The organism is Nocardia alba NBRC 108234 (assembly GCF_001612665.1).
GTDB lineage: Bacteria > Actinomycetota > Actinomycetes > Mycobacteriales > Mycobacteriaceae > Nocardia > Nocardia alba.
In genome coordinates this window covers 1-14,784 of sequence record NZ_BDAX01000020.1, presented here as the reverse complement: position 1 = coordinate 14,784, position 14,784 = coordinate 1, and the positions used below count along the sequence as shown (strand labels likewise).

Here is a 14,784-nt window from a genome sequence, read left to right as displayed (position 1 = left end):
TTTGCTGACTCAACATGGACCCTCACCGGTTTGTTCCTGCAGGTGGGCACCGTTCACTCACGGCGAAAACAGTCGGCCGAAATTCTTTTCCCGTGGATGTCGAGAAGGCGTCGATGGCTCCGTCCCAGGGGTACAACCCAGAGAGAACACGAACCGAGGAGATCAACATGGCCAAGTACCTGCTGCTCAAGCACTACCGTGGCGCTCCCGCGTCCGTCAACGACGTGCCGATGGATCAGTGGACGCCCGAGGAGGTGACCGCGCACGTGCGGTACATGGACGATTTCGCGGCGCGGCTGCGTACGACCGGCGAGTACGTCGACAGTCGGGCGCTGACCACGCAGGGCACCTGGGTCCGCTCCGACGGCGCGGGGCGCCCGCCGGTGACCGACGGGCCGTTCGCGGAGACCAAGGACCTGATCGCCGGCTGGATGATCATCGATGTCGACACCTACGACCGGGCGATCGAGCTGGCCGGGGAGCTGTCCGCGGCGCCGGGCCGGGGTGGGGAGCCGGTGCAGGAATGGCTGGAACTGCGACCGTTCTACGCGGAGTTGCCCACGGTGACCGAATGAACGAAGCGCTGGTGCGCGAACTCGTCCCCGTGGTGATCGGCGTGCTCGTTCGCCGCGGGGCCGAGTTCACCGCGGCCGAGGACGCGGTGCAGGAAGCGCTGATCCGAGCGCTGGACACCTGGCCCGACGATCCGCCGCGCGATGCGAAAGGCTGGCTCGTCGCCGTCGCCTGGCGGAAGTTCCTCGATGCGACTCGGTCCGAGACATCGAGGCGCGGGCGCGAATTCGCCGTCGAAGCCGAGCCCGACGCCGGACCTGTACCCGCCACCGACGACACCCTGTGGCTGTATTTCCTGTGCGCGCACCCCACGCTCTCGCCCGCTTCGGCCGTCGCCTTGACCTTGCGCGCGGTCGGCGGCCTGACGACCGGGCAGATAGCGACGGCCTACCTGGTGCCGGAATCGACCATGGCGCAACGGATCAGCCGGGCGAAGAAGCGGATCTCGGGCTTGCCGCTGGACCGTCCCAGCGATCCGAGCACCGTGTTGCGCGTGCTCTACCTCGTCTTCAACGAGGGCTACAGCGGCGATATCGACCTGGCCGCCGAAGCCATCCGGCTCACCCGTCAGCTCGCCGCCGCCACCGCTGAACCCGAGGCGTCGGGACTGCTCGCGCTGATGCTGCTGCACCACGCCCGCCGCGCCTCGCGCACCGAGGGCGGGCGCCTCGTACCACTGGCCGAACAAGACCGATCTCGTTGGGACACCGCACTCATCGCCGAAGGGGTGGTGATTCTGCAGGCCGCGCTGGCGCGTGACCGCCTCGGCGAATACCAGGCCCAGGCCGCGATCGCCGCCCTACACGCTGATGCCCCCAGCACCACCGACACGGACTGGATACAGATCGTGGAGTGGTACGACGAACTGCTCGCTCTCACCGACAGCCCCGTGATCCGGCTGAACCGAGCCGTCGCGGTGGGGGAGGCCGACGGGCCGAGGGCCGGACTCGCCGCCCTGGCCGGACTCGACCCGAACCTGCCGCGCCTCACCGCGGTGCGCGCCTATCTCCTCGAACGCGCGGGCGAGCTCACCGACGCCGCCACCCTGTACGCCGAGGCCGCCCGCGCGGCCACCACCGTGCCGGAGCGCGATCACCTCACCCGCGAAGCGGCCAGGGTCAGGCTGCTGCCCCGGAACGCAGCTCGGCCTCCCCCGGGTTGAGGACCGGGGGAGGCCGAGTTGTGGACAGGTGGTTCAGAGGTTCGAGGAACGAATCCGCTCGGTCGGGGGATCGAACGGGCGGCCCGCACTCGAGCCCGCGCTCAGGAAGCCGAGCACCGCGCCGCCGATGAGGAACAGGGCGGCGAGGATGCCGAGGATGATCGGCAGGGTCTTGCCGTACAGGTCGAGCTTGTCGAGGCTCTCCTGGGTGACGGCCATCTGCGCTTCGATGGTCTCCTCGTCGAAGACGAGGTGCGACTTCAGCACGGAGACATCGACCTGCCCGGCGCTACGGCCGTAGTACATGTGGATGTTCTCGCCGCCCTTGAGGACCGCGCCGGTCCTCGGCTCCACCCACACGTCGCGGGTGTTGGTGTAGAAGCGGGTCATGGTGACCGGCTCGGTGCCCTCGAGACCCCACTTGGCGGCGGGCAGCGCGAGCTGATGGGAGGGGTGCTTGACGACATCCCACATGTTCGTCACCGGGATGGTCTGGCGGAAGTGGTAGACCGGTACGCCGTTGATCTCCGACTCGTCGATGAAATCGATGTCGTAGGTGGCGCGGGCATTGAGGTCGAAGTACGGGTACGACTTCTTCTCGGTGCCGATCGGGAAGCGGTACTGCAGGCCGCGGCGCTGCTGCTCGGTGGGGATCGAGGCACCCGACTTGGGGTCGGCGGTGACGGCGATCGAACCGTTGGGCGAGGCGTCGATCGGCTCGCCGGTGACGCGGTCGATGGTGACGCGGTCGACCGAGGCGGTGAGCAGGCCCTCCTTGGGGTCGCGGTCATCGCGACGCAGGGTCTGGCCGGCCTGGACGGTCATCTCGTCGGCGTCCGAAGGCTCCTCGACCGTCAGGAAGCGCTGCGAGACGAGCGGCACGTTGGTGTTCACCGTCGCCGCGCCCTCGGTCGCGGTGAGCGACTTCGAGTCCAGCACAAGGCTTTCCTCGCCGGGCACGCTCTTGGCGACCGTGGTGATGCGCAGGTCGAGCGGGGTCTTGGCGACCTTGCCGACCGTGTAGGTGGGAATCATGATGGCGGCCGCGAGCAGCAGCGCGCCGAGACCGACGAGGATGCAGGCGATGAGCCTGCGTACGTTGCTCATCGCGAGCCGTACTGCACGTTGCCGAGCAGCGACGAGCCCGGATCACCGGACTCCTCGGGCGCCGGGATCGAATTCTGTTGCGCGCCCGCGGTGATGCCGAGAACGGCGATCACCCCGATGACCGCGCCGGCCAGGCCGCTGACCAGGCCGGGGACGACAAACTTCATAAATCGAACTCCAATTGCGTGGTGCGAGACTCAGCCGACGGAGAAGAACCCGACGGTCGGGGCGAACGAGCAGGTGCGGTCACCGTCGGCGGTGGCCGTGGTGAGCGAACCGGTGATCACGGCAGCGACCCGGCCGTGGCCGGTGTCGGCGATAGCGGTGAGGGTGGCTGGGCCGTCGGCGTTGATGCCCGCCTCGTTGGTGAGCGCCTGGGTGCCCTTGCGACCGTTGTCGAGGTTGACCCACTGCACAGTCATCGGCGGATTCTGCACGACCGTAGCGGTTTTCGTGCCGAGCGCGGTGAACACGAAGCCGGTCTGGTCCGCGGCCGGTCCGGGCGGCGGCAGCGTGGCCGGGCCGGGGACGGCGAGTGCGGTGCCGACGGAATCCGACGTCGGGCCGATGCAGCCCTTGCCGATGGTCGGGTAGAGGAACTGCGCGATGCGCGGACCGTCCGAAGGCGGCAATTCGGGACCGCCGCCGCCGCTGCCGTCGAGGAAGGTGATCACCCTCTCGAGGGTGGCCTTGACCTGCGCCGGGATGCCGGGGGTGGCCAGCAGCACACGCGCCTGGGCCAGAATCGCGGCCTGTCCGCCGTCGGCGATGGGGCCGGGGGCCGAAATCGCGCCTACGATCGTCGGAGCCAGCGCTGCGAGCGCCCCGGAGGGGACGTTCTCGGCGATGGCGGGGACACTCGGCTGTGTCGCGGCGGACTGCGGGGCAGCCATCGTGGGCGTAGGTGCCACGAGTGCCGCACCCGCCGCTAGTACGAGGGCGGACAATGCGGTCCGCGATGCTCGGGTGCTCAGCACTGGTCGGCCGTCCTTTGTTCGGTGGATAGATGAAGCGACCCGGAAAGGTCAGTGTTATTCCGGGTTTCAGATACTTTGAAGAGGTGACTACAGCGGACAGGCGGTATGGGGGTCGTACGATCGTCGCGCGAAAAGCCGAGCGCCGACTGCGATTCCTGGAAGCAGCGACGCGAATCTTCGCCGAACGCGGGTATGCCACGTGCTCGCTCGCCGAGGTGTGCGCGGCGGCCGGGCTGTCCAAGCGGCAGTTCTACGAGGAGTTCGAGACTCGCGAGGACGTGCTGGTGGCGGCCTACGACCGGATCCAGGACGACGCGGCGGCCGCGGTCGGCGCCGCGGTGGTCGCCGTGGGCTCGAACGATCCGCAGCTCGCGCTGCGTGCCGGATTCGGCGCGTACCTGGAGTCGCTCGGCTCCGACCCGTATCGCGCGCAGGTGGCGCTGATCGAGGTGGTCGGGGTGAGCGATCGACTGGAGACCCATCGACGAACCCGCAGGCATGCCTGGTCGGCGCTGATCGAAGAGGCGTTGGAGCGGGTGGGGGTGCGGCTGCGCGGCGATGCGGAGCTGACCACCGCGCTGATCACGGGGGCGGTCAACGGAGTGGCGCACGAATGGCTGCTGCGGCGCGAGTCGCGTCCGCCGGTCGACGAGCTGGCCGACCTGCTCACCGGCGCGGCCCTGGCGATGGTCAGGTTCGACTGACATCAGGGCAGCACTCGGGAGGGTGGCAACCACGCGCACCTGCCGCCTGCTCAATCGACTACCTTTCCGGACATTGTGAGACCGATTGGCTTCACAGTGTGGGCGAGAGTTTGGCATATTCGTGACCCAGATCGCAATGCGAGAATTTCTGAGACCGGTGTCACCTGGGACAATCCGAGGTCGGTGGCCATTTCCCGGCACCGCGGACACCGACCAGGGCAGACGATCCCTTCTGGACAAATGACCGGCTGAGCGTTCGTCGAGGCAGCCGCGAGCAATCCGGCGGCAACGTGTTCCAGTGCGATCGGAGCGCATCGTCAGCCTTTCCGCAGGGTGCCGGCGATAGCTCCGCCGAACAAACCGGGAGTTCGGTAGGCGAGCGTGCCGTCGGATTGCAGGGTGACCGTCGAGATGGCGCCCTCGTCCATGCATCCGCTGCCCTCGGTGAGCCTGGCGCGAAAGGTGAGGCGGTCGGCGCGGGCCTCGGTGAGGGTTTCCGCACGAGCGCAGCGGGCGTGCGAGAGCGCGCCGGTGTTGGCGGAGGTGGCCAGTTCCTGACCGACGGCGCCCGCGGCGATGGTGAGCTCGATGTCGAACTGCACAGGGCCGTCGGCGGCGCGGCCCTTCCAGGTGCCGACGAACTCGGTCGCGACGGTGGCCGCTCCAGGGACGGTCGAATCGGGCGCGGTGGCGGTCGTCCCGGGCGCGGTGGTGGTCGGGCCGACGGCGATGGCGGTTTCGGCGAGGGCGGTGCTCGTCGCGGCGGCCCCGGTGGACCGGGCGTCGAGTTGCGTGCCGATCAGGTAGGCGCCGACGGCGACGGCCACCGCGACCGTCGCGGCGGCGGCGATCAGGAGCGCGCGGGTACGCCGGGACTCGGTGGCGCGGGGTGGTGCGGGGTTGTGGGCGACCACAAAGGGACGCGGGGTGAATTCGCGGCCGGTCGCGGCCGGATTCGGTCCCGTATGAAAAGCAGCTTGCCGGGACCCCGTGGTCGGACCGGTGGTGAATCCGCCGGACTGCCGGTAGGGGACCGGCGCCGATCCGCCGGTGGCGGTGTGCCCGTTGGGTAGGGAGGGGCCGGTCGCGGAGTTCCACGGTGGGTTCGCGAGAGGCAGGTTCGGGGCCGAGGACCCGGTGGACCAGCCCGGCGCGGAAGTCGCGGTCACGTCCGATCGCGACGCGCCGGGTGGGTCGGCCGGACCGGAATCCAGGTCGAGCAGGCGGACCGCGGCGGTACTGATGTGCGCGAGCACTTGTGGCGGTAGCCAACCGGAGCGTTCGGGCGCGCCGAGGTGTGCCAGCTCCGAAAGAACCTGTTCCGGTGTCGGTCTGGCGGCGGGATCCTTGGCCAGGCAGGAAGCGACGAGTGGTCGCAGTGACGCGGGCAATGCCTCGAGGCGCGGTTCCTCGTAGACGATGCGCCAGAGCATCTGCATCACCTCGGCCGTGCCGAACGGACCGTGGCCCGCGGCGGCGAAGGTGAGTACGCCGCCGAGGGCGAAGACATCGCAGGCGGGACTGAGGGTTTCGCCGCTCACCTGCTCGGGACACATGAAACCCGGTGAGCCGAGGAACTTTCCGGTCGTGGTCAGCGCGGAATCCGCGATCACCCTGGCGATGCCGAAATCGATCACCTTGGGCCCGTCGATCGCGAGCATCACGTTCGACGGTTTGAGATCGCGATGCACGATGCCCGCCGCGTGCACCGCCACGAGCGCTTCGGCGAGCCCGTGCGCCAACGCCGACAGCGCGGGCTCGGCGAACGGCCCGAACTCGGACACCGCGTCGGTCAGCGAGATTCCCGCGACATAGCCGGTGGCCAGCCACGGCGCCCGCGCATCGACATCGGCGTCGAGCACCGGCGCGGTGAAAGCGCCGCCGACGCGCTTGGCCGCCGCGACCTCACGGCGAAACCGCGCCCGAAACTCGGCATCGATCAGATCGGGGCGGATCACCTTCACGGCGACCGTGCGCCCGCCCGGATTCCGGCCCAGATACACCTTGCCCATGCCCCCGGCGCCGAGGACCCCCAGCAGTCGGTAATCGCCGATCCGCCGCGGATCGTTCGGGTCGAGCGGTTGCATCGCGGGTAGTTCCTTCGATCAGGTGAGCTGAGCTCTGGTGTCGGCCAACAGTTCCGACAGCATCGGCTTCGCCGCGTGGTCGTCGGCCAGTTCGGCGACGGCGTCGGCGAGAATCCGCACGGCTTCGGTAGGGCGGTTCAGCTCGATCAGCAGTACGGCGCGCTCGTAATCGGCGCGGGTGGCTTGGTCGGCGGCGTCGATGGCGCGAAAACCCGCGGCGGCGGCGTCGGCGCGCTGCAAGGCATCGGCGAGATGTTGCGCGCGCCGCAGGATTCGGGCGGCGTTGTGCTGGTGACGGGCGGTGTGCCAGGTGAGCAGTTCGGTATCCGGTTGGGCGGCGGCGAGTTTCGCGATCGCGGCGTCGGCGGCGGTGATGGCCGTGATCGCGGCGTCGAAGTCGCCGGTCCAGTGCAACGACAGCGCCGCGCTGTAGCGGCAGTAGGCGACCCGCACCGGATCGCCGAACCTCTCGGCGACCTCGGCGGCCAGCACGTAGCGCTCGGCCGCCTCGGCATCACGATCGAGCAGATCGAGCAGATCGGCGGTCTCGACGAGAACAGCGGATTCGCCGCCGAGATCGCCGGTGGCACGGTCGAATTCGATGATCTCGTCGAGCACGGTGAGTGCCGATTCGTCCTCGTCCAGCTCGCGATGCAGGCCGACCAGCAGGAAGCGGCAGCTGCGCGCCTGCTCGAGGGCACCGGCCCGCTCCAGTCCCGCGATGGCCTCTTCGACCTGGTCGGCGGCATCGAGCAGGTGACCGAGGGCGCGGTAGGCGAGCGCCAGATCCCACTGCGCGTACGGCACCTGCGGACTGCCTGCCGCGAGACCGATCGCGATCGCGATGAGCAGTTCGCTGACCGCCTCCTCCTGCCTGCTCAGGTGGATGAGCAGCGCACCGCGCCGGGCAGACACGATGAGACGCACGTTGTCGGGGACGTCGGCGTCGACCAGGCGCGCTGCCTCGTCGATCATCTCCAGCGCCGCGACCGGGTCGCCCGCGTCGAGATGAATTCCGGCCAGGTACTGGGCCGCGTCGACGATCCGCCACGCCTGACCGGCCCGGCGATACGCCGCGACGGCCTCCTGTCCGGCTGCCACCGCATCGGCGAGTTCAGTATTGTTCTGGTGCAGATACATTCGGTGCCGGGCGACGTTGCCGAGCAGGATGTCCTCGCCCGATTCGGCGGCATCGGCTCCCGCCCGGTCGAGCAGGGCGGGTAGCTCGGCGGCGTCGTCGTCGGAGAGCTCCCCGCGATCGAACAGGGCGAACAGTCCGCCGGAAAGCCGTAGCGTCGCGATGGCTCTGGTCCGTGGCTCGGATGACTTCCCCAGGTGCGACAGCGAATCTCGCAGCAGCCCAACGGCTTCCGTACCGTCGCCGTGCCTGGCCAACAGCAGGCCGAGCCGCCCCAGCTCGGCCTGTCGACGATCTTGCTGGCCCGTCTCGGCGAAATACGCTGCCGCCCGGCGCAACAGCGATTCGGCCTCGGCGTGATCGGTTGTCTGCAAGGCGGCGCCGGCCAGCGCGGAGGCGCGCCGACCGGCCGAACCCGGATCGGTCGGCTCCGGCTCGGCCGCCAGCCGCGGTGCCAGCACCCGGAGTTCGGCGAGCGCGTGCTCGGCGTCCGCCCGCTCGGCACGTTCGAGCAGTTCGGCGGTGGTGAGCTCGGGGATCTCGCCGTCCGCCGCGGGACCCGGCTCGACCGGCATCCGATGCGCGGCGGCCGCGGACAGGGGCAGATAGTCGACGATCGGTGCGCTCGCCAGCTTCTTGTGGACCGACGCGGTCTGGTGCTCGGTGCCGTTGCGGTGGTCGAAGCGAGCGGCGATGGCCAGTGCCTCGTCGGTGAGCTCCACTTGCAGTGCGCGCGCGCTCGATTCGGCGGCGGGGCGACCGGTGGCGGCCGGGCGGTGCAACATCGTATCGCCGTTGCCCGCGTCGACGAGGGTGCGCAGAAGCAGTGCCGCGCAGGTCAGGAAGGCGAGGGCGTCTTTCGGGCTCGGCGCGCGATCGAGCCAGGAGAAGTGGCGATCGAGCAGTTCGAGGCCGCGCACCTGATTGCCCGACAGCGCGCAGAACTCGAGGTGGTCACCGATCGCGGCGAGATCCTGCGGCTTGGTGCGCAACAGGCGATAGGAGCGGCGATGCGCGCTGCGCGCCGCGTCGAGTTGGCCGGTGCGCAGGTAGGGCAACATCAGTTCGGTCAGGATGAGTTGCGGTTGTTCGGAACAGCCGAGTTCGCCGGCCAGCACCGGGGCGGCCAGTTCGACGGCTTCGAGGTCGCGGCCCTGGCTCGCCAACCAGGCGACGCGGTTGGTGGGATCGCAGCCCTCACAGTCGGAGTTCTCGTCCCGCGGTGTGGTGCACCATCTTTCGTACCACCGCGCGGCCGCGTCGAGGTCGCCGATATGGACCGCCACCCGATGCCTGCGGCCGTAGACCGCGTTCAGACTCTGACCCTCGACCCGGTAGCGCCGTTCCATCTGATCGAGGGCGGCCATCGCCCGATCCATCGGCACCTCGGGAAATCTCGTCATCGCGCCCACCGCGGTCTTGAACTTCCACCGCAGCGACGGCGCCACCCACGATTCGTGGGCGCCGGGGTCGCGATCGTATTCGGCCAGGCAGCGGGCGAACGGAACGAACAATTTGGCCGGGCTCATCCCGTGGCCGTACGCGTCGATCATCGCCATGCGAACGTGGAACGCGAGCTCGGCGTGCGCGCCGGCCTCCGCGTGCCGCAACACCTGTTCCAGCAGTGCGTCTTTGGCGTCGCCGTAGGGCATGTCGTAGGCCTGGAACAGCAGCCGTTGCAGGTCGTCGGGTGTGTCGGCGTCCGACATCACAACCCTCCGCTCGGATCGTGAACCGCCCAGTCGAGCAACCCGACGAACGATTTGTTCAGCAGCGCGGTGTCGACCGGCCGCATCGGATGCTGGCCCAGCAGCAGCGCCTGACTGTAGAGCGCCTCCACCGCCGTGGTGACCAGGCGCGCATCGGCGAGCCCGGTGATGCGACGTACCAGCGGATTCCGGTGATTGAGCACCAGCTGCGGCCGGTCGCCTCCCTGGTCGGTATCGAAGGCGCCCAGGACATCGGCCCACAGTTCGTCGGCGACCTCGCGGGTGGCGCGCAGTTCGGCACGATGCTGGGCATCGCGGTCGAGCAGATACAGCGCGGCCAGCGACGGCGGATCGAAAGTGCGCAGTACCACTTCGCATTCGAGCCGGTCGAGCACGCGCTGGGCGGTGGTCAGGAAGGGACGAAGCGCCAGCTCGGTCGCCGGATCGACGAGGTCGAAATGGGTGGCCAGCTCGGCGGGATCCAGGCGGCGCACCCGGATTTCGGGATCGATCGCGGGCAAACGCTCGAGAATGTCGGTGATATAGGAGTAGCCGCCGTTCACCAAGCCGATACCCGCGGCGCCCGCCACCGCGGCGAGCTGACGGAACTCCTCCACCGACGGGGTGTAGCGGACCTCGCCGAAACGGCGGCGGAATTCGGCGAGCGGGATCTGGCCCGCGTTGGTCTCCACCGGCAACCAGCGGTCGACCAGCCGCAACATGTCGTCGTCGTGCAGGGCGAGCGCCTTCACCCCGAGATCGTGGATGCGCAGGAAACGGTGCAGCGCGGCCGGATCGGAGGTGGACAGTTCCACCAGCCAGTCCCTGATCCGGTCGCCGAGCGCTGCCCTCGTGCTCTCCAGCAGGTCGTCCTCGTAGAGGGCTTCGCGGCTCGCGGTGGGGCGCAGCTCGGTGGTGTCGACCACGCAGCGGACGAAGAAGGCCCAATCGGGGAGCAACCCGGTAACGCTCTCCGCCAACAGCATTCGCTTCAGATACACCCGATGCCCGGCCTTGGCCGCCGGGTTGACCGGCTGCGGCAGCACGAAAGCCACACCGGTGACGCCGGATTCGGCGCACGCGAGATCGAAGGTGGCGAACGGGGTGAAGCCGAAGGTGTCCTCGGCGTACGCGGCGAGCGCGTACGCGCGGTCCGACGGAGTGGGATGGGTAGCGCGCCAGGGGACTTCGGGCTCGGTGATCGCCACACCGTCGACGGTGACCTCGAACGGCAGCAGGCTACCGAACAGCCGCGCCAGCTCGACCACGGTCGTCGGGGTGAGCCACTGTTCGGCGCCGCGGCGGGGTGCGAGCGTCACGGTGGTGCCGGGTTCATCGCGTTCGCGCGCGGCGGGCTCGACGCGATAGCGACCGTCGGCGAACCCGGTCCACCGCACGGTCGGGCCGCCGCGCGCCGACCGGGTGAGCACTTCGGCCTCGTCCGCGACCAGGAAGCACGACAGCAGGCCGATGCCGAACTGCCCGAGGAACTCGTGCCGGGCGAAACCGAGGTCGTCGCGCTTGCCGCTGCGGCCGATCGTGGCCAGGAAGGTGTGTACCTCGGCCTCGGTCAGGCCGATACCGCTGTCGTGAACGCGGATGGTGCCGTCGCCGGTACTCGCCGGCGTTTCGATCCTGACCTGCGCGCGAGCCCGCGGGTCGAGGGCATGGCGGGCGGTGATGGCGTCGACCGCGTTCTGCAGCAATTCGCGAACGTAGACCCGCGGGCTGCCGTACAGGTGATGACTGAGCAGGTCGACGATGCCCCGCAAGTCGACCTGGAATACCTGCTCCACCGGGGTTCCCTCCCAAACGCTGACCATCCGCTGGGTCACTGTAACCGGATCTGCGACGGCTGTGGCCACGGTTTCCGAGCGGCTCGGTGATCGGCATCGCCGGGTCCGCGCAGGCGCCGCGCCTGCGCGCTACAGGTCAGCCGGGTCGACGACTACCCCGCCGCCATCTCATCACGGGCTCAGCCCCGCTTCGGCTCGGGATAGTCGTCGAAGCCGGTCGACTCCTCGCGCACCAGGTTCGGGTGCAGGCCGTACTGAGGGAAGGTCGTGAGGACGAAGTTGAGGACCTCCTCGGACGTGTGACCGTCCGACATCACGTCGAGGACCGTCGACCGCGGCGGCATGGAGAAGTGGGTGTTGAGCATCCGGTCATTGGTCTTCAACCCCGTGGTGAACAACCGGCTCGCGAACAACGACGAGTTCGAGGCGACGATCGCGTCGGCGTCGGCGTCGCTGTCGAGCTGGGCGAACACCTTCTTCTTCAGGTCCAGGTTTTCCGGCAAGGCCTCGATCACCAGCCACGCGCCCTTCACCCCGATGGCCTGATCGGGCACATACTCCGCGGTGCCGGGCTTACCGTCGGGGACCGAGGCGGCCACCTCGGGCAGCTGTTGCTCCACGAAGGCCACCGCCGCGTTGCCGACCTCGCCATCGGGATCGATGATGCGGACCTCGCCGCCCCTGGTGGCGAACATCAGCGCGATTCGTCTGCCCTGGGCACCGCCGCCGATCACCGCGACCGGGCGCTGGACATGATTGCTCGGAACAATGCTCACAGCGACTCCCTCTGCACAGGCGACGGGAAGAACTCGGTGACGCGGACGTAGTGCCAGCCTACGTGGCCGTCCAGCGTTGACACCCCGTCAGGACCGGTCAGAATGTGGTTGCCTTATCCTCACGTCTTCACGTCTTTCGCGCGTCAGCACTAGGGGGCTCCTCGATGACCACGCTCGCCTCCGGCCTGTTCATCGATTGGGAAGAGCTGACGGGGCAGTCGAAATTCGTCGTCGAGTTGATCAGTTTCCCCATCTTCAGCGCGCTCGCCGGTTGGCTCACCAACTGGACCGGCGTGCTGATGCTGTTCTGGCCGCTGTACTTCAAGGGCTTCCGCGTGCCGATGCTGCACGTGCTGTACCCGTATCTACCGCGGCGCGTGCAGGTGCTGCCCACGTTCTCCGGTGACGGGCGCATGCTCGGCTTCCAGGGCTTCATCCCGGCGCGCGCGGAGAAGATGGCGAGTATCTGCGTGGACTCGGCGCTGTTGCGGATCGGCAGCCCGCGCGATTTCATTCACGAACTCGACCTCGACGGGATCGGCGACTATCTCGCCGAACGGGCGCGCGATCAGGTGGCGCCGATCGTCGACGAGATCATGAACCGGGAGAACCCCGACCTGTGGCGTTCGCTGCCCAAGGCCGTGAAACAGGCCATCTACCAGCGGGTCGACCGGCAGTTGCCCGCGCTGTGCCGTCGCGCGTTCGAGACCCTCGGCGACAATATCGACCAGCTGCTCGACGTGAAGAACTTCGTGATCCGGTACCTGGAGAAGAACCCGGCGATCCTGAAGGACCTGACCACCACCATCGCGGCGCCGGAGCTCAAGTTCATGGCGCGGATCGGTCTGCTCGGCGCGCCCTTCGGCCTGATCCTGGCGCTGTACCTGCATGTGCACTCGAAGATCCCGTACTTCGGCGCCATCCCGGCCTGGGTGATCGTGCTGTTCGCGTCGGCGATGATCGGCGTGACGGTGAACGTGATCGCGATCAAGATGGTGTTCGAGCCCGGCGATCCGCAGCCGCGCTACAAGTATCTGTGGCGACAGGCGCTGCTGGCCAAGCGTCAGCCCCAGGCCGCCACCGACCTCGCGCACATCCTGGCCTACCAGGTGCTGACCGTGGAGAACCTGTCCGTCGAGCTCCTGGAGGGGCCGAACGGGGACAAGACCCGTCAGCTCATCGAACGGGTGGTGTCGGAGGAGATCCACCGCCAGCTCGGCGCCACCGCGTTCGTGGTGCGAGCCGCCCTGGGCAAGAAGCAATTCGAGAATCTGGCCGTCTCGGGCGCGGGCGCCGGGCTGGTTTCGGCCCGCACGCTGGTCGCCGACGAGGAATTCGTGCTGGAACAGGCGAAGAAGATCGACGATTTCGCGGCGCGAAAGCTGCGCACCCTGACGCCCGGCGAGTTCATGGAGATGTTCTACGCCTCCGTGGAACAGGATGCGTGGTTGCTGTACCTACACGGTGGGGCGCTAGGTATCGGTGTCGGCGCACTCCACCTGCTGACCTTCGGCTGGTAATAACAAGCATGCGTGCTTGCATTTTTTGACCGTCGCTGCGACTCTTGGTGACGACGGCGCACCGGCACCGGGTCGCGCCATGATCGGCAAGGGAACTCCATGGCTGACCTCGCAGCGCTGCTCGACGATTTCGCCGCCGAATGCGCGGATCTCGAAAACCTGATCACCGGGCTGACTCCCGAGCAGTGGAAGACGCCGACACCCGCGCCCGGCTGGGACATCGCCACCCAGATCGCCCACCTGACCTGGACCGACGAGGTGTCGATACTCGCCGCCACCGACGCCGATGCCTTCACCGCGTTCCTCGCCGAGGCCGCGTCGCGCGCGTTCACCCTCGTCGACGAAGGCGCCGAGGAAATCGCGCGGACACCACCCGCCGAGCTGTTGGTCCGCTGGCGCGCGGGCCGCGAACAGCTCATCGCCGCACTCGCCGCCGTGCCCCCCGGCACCAAACTGCCGTGGTTCGGTCCGCCGATGAGCGCCGCGTCGATGATCTCGGCCCGCATCATGGAAACCTGGGCACACGGCCAAGACGTCGCCGACGCACTCGACGCGACCCGCGTCCCCACCGCCCGCCTACGCACCGTCGCCCACATCAGCGTCCGCGCTCGCAACTACGCCTACCTGGTCAACGGCGAATCCGGCCCCACCGAAGAATTCCGCGTGGAACTGACCGCCCCCGACGGCACCCCCTGGACCTGGGGCCCCGAAGACGCCCCCCAGCGCATCACCGGCCCAGCCATCGACTTCTGCCTGGTGGCAACCCAACGCCGCCACCGCGAAGACACCGCCCTGACCACCGAAGGCCCCGACGCCGACCACTGGCTCGGCATCGCCCAAGCCTTCGCCGGCCCTCCCGGCCCAGGCCGCACCCCCGGCCAATTCGCCTGACCACCCCGAATTCCGCCTACCCCAGCAGCAAAGACTTCAGGGGGCAGCGACAAAGGCCGCGGCCCGCTGGGTCAAGTAGAGGGAGGTAACGCCCAGGATCGCCGGTGGACCAAGTGAGTCTGCTCGAACCACCGACGGACCACCCCCACAGGCAGCGGGCCCAGCAGCCGGAACACAGATGTCTCTCGTCTCATTCACCCCGGCAAGAGCGCGCCCTCAACAAACATCGACTCAAAGGTCACCCAAGTAGCGGGCAATTGATCACACCCCACAAACTCACCCACGAACCCCGCGACCCCTAGGGAGCGGCGGCCACAAAGTGGCCGGTCGCGGCCGGGCCGCCG

At 68.6% G+C, this 14,784-nt stretch carries 12 protein-coding genes; 5 read left to right on the top strand and 7 right to left on the bottom strand.

What is annotated here, in order from left to right; genetic code table 11:
- Positions 1-167 precede the first annotated feature (167 nt).
- Together NA12_RS22455 and NA12_RS22450 are read left to right on the top strand one after the other, a co-directional pair.
- Positions 168-575: a YciI family protein gene (locus NA12_RS22455; RefSeq protein WP_067454811.1), complete on the top strand. Its 408-nt coding sequence runs from the start codon at positions 168-170 to the stop codon at positions 573-575.
- A complete protein-coding gene (locus NA12_RS22450) occupies positions 572-1,735 on the top strand; it encodes an RNA polymerase sigma factor (protein ID WP_067454759.1) in 1,164 nt (387 codons plus the stop codon). Before NA12_RS22455 ends, NA12_RS22450 begins: the two co-directional genes overlap by 4 nt.
- Before the next feature lie 33 nt (positions 1,736-1,768).
- Here NA12_RS22450 and pgfA read toward each other — a convergent pair whose 3' ends face one another.
- The 3 genes from pgfA to NA12_RS22440 are packed head-to-tail and all read right to left on the bottom strand — an operon-like array spanning position 1,769 to position 3,819.
- Positions 1,769-2,842 (bottom strand): cell envelope lipid trafficking protein PgfA, encoded by a 1,074-nt coding sequence (gene pgfA, locus NA12_RS22445; RefSeq protein ID WP_067454756.1) that lies wholly within the window; start codon positions 2,840-2,842, stop codon positions 1,769-1,771.
- Positions 2,839-3,009 (bottom strand): DUF2613 domain-containing protein, encoded by a 171-nt coding sequence (locus NA12_RS33215; protein ID WP_082844323.1) that lies wholly within the window; start codon positions 3,007-3,009, stop codon positions 2,839-2,841. Before NA12_RS33215 ends, pgfA begins: the two co-directional genes overlap by 4 nt.
- 30 nt (positions 3,010-3,039) lie before the next feature.
- Positions 3,040-3,819, bottom strand: a complete 780-nt coding sequence (locus tag NA12_RS22440) for an Rv1157c family protein (protein WP_067454753.1) — start codon at positions 3,817-3,819, stop codon at positions 3,040-3,042.
- Between the two features lie 83 nt (positions 3,820-3,902).
- On the opposite strand from NA12_RS22440, the gene NA12_RS22435 reads away from it, so the two are divergent.
- Positions 3,903-4,523: a TetR/AcrR family transcriptional regulator gene (locus NA12_RS22435; RefSeq protein WP_067454750.1), complete on the top strand. Its 621-nt coding sequence runs from the start codon at positions 3,903-3,905 to the stop codon at positions 4,521-4,523.
- A gap of 317 nt (positions 4,524-4,840) precedes the next feature.
- Here NA12_RS22435 and NA12_RS22430 read toward each other — a convergent pair whose 3' ends face one another.
- From NA12_RS22430 to NA12_RS22415, 4 genes are all read right to left on the bottom strand, one after another.
- Positions 4,841-6,610: a serine/threonine-protein kinase gene (locus NA12_RS22430; protein WP_067454747.1), complete on the bottom strand. Its 1,770-nt coding sequence runs from the start codon at positions 6,608-6,610 to the stop codon at positions 4,841-4,843.
- 18 nt (positions 6,611-6,628) lie between these two features.
- A complete protein-coding gene (locus tag NA12_RS22425; protein ID WP_067454744.1) occupies positions 6,629-9,457 on the bottom strand; it encodes a hypothetical protein in 2,829 nt (942 codons plus the stop codon).
- Complete coding sequence (locus tag NA12_RS22420) at positions 9,457-11,280, bottom strand: HSP90 family protein (protein WP_243654781.1); 1,824 nt, start codon at positions 11,278-11,280, stop codon at positions 9,457-9,459. The genes NA12_RS22425 and NA12_RS22420 overlap by 1 nt, the downstream gene beginning before the upstream one ends.
- 152 nt (positions 11,281-11,432) lie before the next feature.
- The gene (locus NA12_RS22415) at positions 11,433-12,029 is read right to left on the bottom strand and encodes a 3-hydroxyacyl-CoA dehydrogenase NAD-binding domain-containing protein (protein WP_067454741.1); all 597 of its coding nucleotides are present in this window, start codon (positions 12,027-12,029) and stop codon (positions 11,433-11,435) included.
- 164 nt (positions 12,030-12,193) lie between these two features.
- On the opposite strand from NA12_RS22415, the gene NA12_RS22410 reads away from it, so the two are divergent.
- Both NA12_RS22410 and NA12_RS22405 read left to right on the top strand, forming a co-directional pair.
- Positions 12,194-13,549 carry a DUF445 domain-containing protein gene (locus tag NA12_RS22410; protein ID WP_067454738.1) on the top strand — a complete coding sequence of 452 codons (1,356 nt, stop codon included), beginning with the start codon at positions 12,194-12,196 and terminating at the stop codon, positions 13,547-13,549.
- A 99-nt stretch (positions 13,550-13,648) separates the two neighbouring features.
- Positions 13,649-14,440 (top strand): TIGR03084 family metal-binding protein, encoded by a 792-nt coding sequence (locus NA12_RS22405; protein WP_067454735.1) that lies wholly within the window; start codon positions 13,649-13,651, stop codon positions 14,438-14,440.
- The last annotated feature ends 344 nt before the right edge of the window (positions 14,441-14,784 follow it).

What these genes read in the sequence shown, in the direction of transcription:
- NA12_RS22430 (WP_067454747.1), bottom strand. Translation starts at nt 6,610, where the DNA reads ATGCAACCGCTCGACCCGAACGATCCGCGGCGGATCGGCGATTACCGA.
- NA12_RS22425 (WP_067454744.1), bottom strand. Translation starts at nt 9,457, where the DNA reads ATGTCGGACGCCGACACACCCGACGACCTGCAACGGCTGCTGTTCCAG.
- NA12_RS22410 (WP_067454738.1), top strand. Translation starts at nt 12,194, where the DNA reads ATGACCACGCTCGCCTCCGGCCTGTTCATCGATTGGGAAGAGCTGACG.
- NA12_RS22455 (WP_067454811.1), top strand. Translation starts at nt 168, where the DNA reads ATGGCCAAGTACCTGCTGCTCAAGCACTACCGTGGCGCTCCCGCGTCC.
- pgfA (WP_067454756.1), bottom strand. Translation starts at nt 2,842, where the DNA reads ATGAGCAACGTACGCAGGCTCATCGCCTGCATCCTCGTCGGTCTCGGC.
- NA12_RS22405 (WP_067454735.1), top strand. Translation starts at nt 13,649, where the DNA reads ATGGCTGACCTCGCAGCGCTGCTCGACGATTTCGCCGCCGAATGCGCG.
- NA12_RS22450 (WP_067454759.1), top strand. Translation starts at nt 572, where the DNA reads ATGAACGAAGCGCTGGTGCGCGAACTCGTCCCCGTGGTGATCGGCGTG.
- NA12_RS22420 (WP_243654781.1), bottom strand. Translation starts at nt 11,280, where the DNA reads ATGGTCAGCGTTTGGGAGGGAACCCCGGTGGAGCAGGTATTCCAGGTC.
- NA12_RS33215 (WP_082844323.1), bottom strand. Translation starts at nt 3,009, where the DNA reads ATGAAGTTTGTCGTCCCCGGCCTGGTCAGCGGCCTGGCCGGCGCGGTC.